This is a genomic window from Robertmurraya mesotrionivorans, from assembly GCF_050971805.1.
GTDB lineage: Bacteria > Bacillota > Bacilli > Bacillales > Cytobacillaceae > Robertmurraya_A.
Window position 1 is genome coordinate 1 of the sequence record NZ_JBPCCH010000048.1, and the last position, 1,434, is coordinate 1,434.

Here is a 1,434-nt window from a genome sequence, read left to right on the forward strand (position 1 = left end):
TGAACTGCCCCGTAAATGTTAGACACCAAACTAACATTTACGGGGTGTTTTTTATGAGTAATTTTACTGCTAAAGAGAAAATATTTATCTCTCGTCTTTACCTTGAGGGGAAACATAGTTTTTTGGAACTTCAAGACTTATATAAAGTCTCCTATCAAATGATTCAAGGATGGGTGCGATTATATCAAGTACAGGGAGAAGAGGGGTTTAGAAAATCCTATACAAGTTATTCTGCGGAGTTTAAAATGGATGTACTTAATTATATGAAGGATACTGGGACATCCTCCTACGATGCAGCTGCTATTTTTAATATTTCTTCTCCATCATTAGTTCGAACATGGCGGCTAAATTTTAATGCTGGTGGATTCGATGCCCTCATTCCTAAGAGAAAGGGGCTAACATCCATGGAAAAAGAAACAAAAAAGAGAAAGTTAGTAGAGAGTTCAACTGAAGCGCTTGAAGAACGAATTAGACAACTTGAAATGGAGAACGCCTATTTAAAAAAGTTAAATGCCTTAGTTCAAATGCAGGAAGAATTACATCCAAAATTAAAGCGCAAGTAATTTATGAACTAAAGGCAATCTATGATGTAGTGGCCCTTATCAAAGTCGCTGATATTCCACGTAGTACCTATTATTATTGGGAAAAACGTTTAAATCGGGAAGATAAATATTTTGCAGTAAAGACAGCTATCCAATCTATTTTTCATGAACATAAAGGGCGTTATGGTTATCGTCGTATCACAAAAGAATTAAAGAAAATCGGGTTTTCTCATGATCCCAAGACCATCAACCGTCTTATGAATGAAATGGGCTTAAAATGCCTGGTTCGATTGAAAAAATATCGCTCTTACAAAGGAAATGTCGGGCGTATTGCCCCGAACGTGATTCAACGTGATTTTAAAGCAGAAAAAATGAATCAAAAATGGGTAACTGATGTAACGGAATTCCATCTATTTGGTGAGAAGCGCTATTTATCACCCATCCTTGATTTATGTAATGGCGAAATCATTGCCTATAAAGTAATGAAACGACCAGTTTATCAACTTGTAGGTGATATGTTGGAACAAGCAGCTAAGCGTTTAAAATCAGAAGATAGAGTCATCCTCCATTCCGATCAAGGATGGCATTACCAAATGAAAAGATATCAAAGAACATTAAAAGAGCATGGCATTATTCAAAGCATGTCTCGTAAGGGAAATTGTTTAGACAACGCCGTCATGGGAAATTTCTTTGGCTTATTAAAGTCTGAGTTGTTTTACCTCCAGAAATTCAAAAGTATGGAGCACTTTGAAGAAGAATTAGATGATTATATTAATTACTATAATCACAAACGTATGAAGGAAAAATTAAAAGACCTGAGTCCGATAGAATACCGAACACAGGTCTTAGAAGTTGCTTGATAATATATGTCTAACTTTTTTGGGTCAGATCA

1 protein-coding gene is annotated in these 1,434 nt (G+C 35.6%); it reads left to right on the top strand.

Annotated elements, in window-relative coordinates:
* The first annotated feature begins 53 nt into the window (after positions 1-53).
* Positions 54-1,402, top strand: a protein-coding gene (locus ACRX5O_RS25140; RefSeq protein WP_433908438.1) for an IS3 family transposase whose coding sequence is annotated in 2 segments (ribosomal slippage) — positions 54-498 and positions 498-1,402 — 1,350 coding nt in all. Because the reading frame shifts where the segments join, the coding sequence is not laid out codon by codon here.
* Positions 1,403-1,434 lie beyond the last annotated feature (32 nt).